Consider the following 861-nt stretch of genomic DNA (forward strand, 5'->3'; position numbering starts at 1 on the left):
CCAGCCAAAACGAAAAACCTAAGATCACATTTCTGATTGAGCCAATCGCCCTAACCTCGCGCTTGCCCGAAAATTGATTGAGGCAACGCTCTGAATTTCCAGCGCCAAAGAATAAGTGTCCGGAAAACATCGCCCACTGGAGCCAACTTGCCGACAAACTCAAAACCAACCAGCCGAGGGAACAAAGAACAGAGCAAGGCGACACCGACCGTGGCACCGTCACCGAAGATGGCGACAGCGACGACAAGGTCGACACAGTCCAAAGCGTGAGCGGCAAGCTTGACATCATCGACGCCGACAAGGGCGAAGCGGTGTTCCAAGTGCAAAGCAACGTGGAAGATGGCAACTACGGCCGCTTTAGCATCGATGCGGACCGCGACACAGTCCACGGCCATGACGGGCACCGCCACGCTAAAAGACGATGGCAGCGTGACGCCACCGGATGGTACGTCAGACGACGATCGCCCAGCGGTATCGAGCATCAGCAGCCCAATCGTGTCTGAAGGGGAGAGCGCCACGTTCGAGGTCAACTTGAGCAACGCGCGGCACTCACCCCTTAACGCGTCGTTATGCTTAATCAATTAAAATCAGTGGGTTATGGTTTTTCTTTGTTCCCTCAGCTTTTTGGTTTTGTGCTCGTCGGCAAGTTGGCTTCAGTGGGCGCTATTTTTCGGACACTTATTCTTTGGCGCTGAAAATTCAGAGTTAAGTGAAAACCTTGCATAAAGGGGTTGTCACTGAGAGAGAGAATAGTTATATTGTCTCGCTCCAAAAGATGGCTACGTAGCTCAGCTGGTTAGAGCACATCACTCATAATGATGGGGTCACAGGTTCGAATCCCGTCGTAGCCACCATTCCTAA

1 protein-coding gene and 1 tRNA gene are annotated in these 861 nt (G+C 52.3%); both read left to right on the top strand.

The genetic code is table 11. The features are described 5' to 3' along the window. The first annotated feature begins 339 nt into the window (after positions 1-339). Entirely contained in the window at positions 340-585 is a 246-nt protein-coding gene (locus tag FC652_RS20500; protein ID WP_255199207.1) for a hypothetical protein, read from the top strand. Positions 586-777: 192 nt separating this feature from the next. Beyond that, positions 778-854 (top strand) — tRNA-Met (locus FC652_RS20395). The last annotated feature ends 7 nt before the right edge of the window (positions 855-861 follow it).

It is taken from the genome of Vibrio sp. 05-20-BW147 (assembly GCF_013369385.1).
GTDB lineage: Bacteria > Pseudomonadota > Gammaproteobacteria > Enterobacterales > Vibrionaceae > Vibrio > Vibrio floridensis.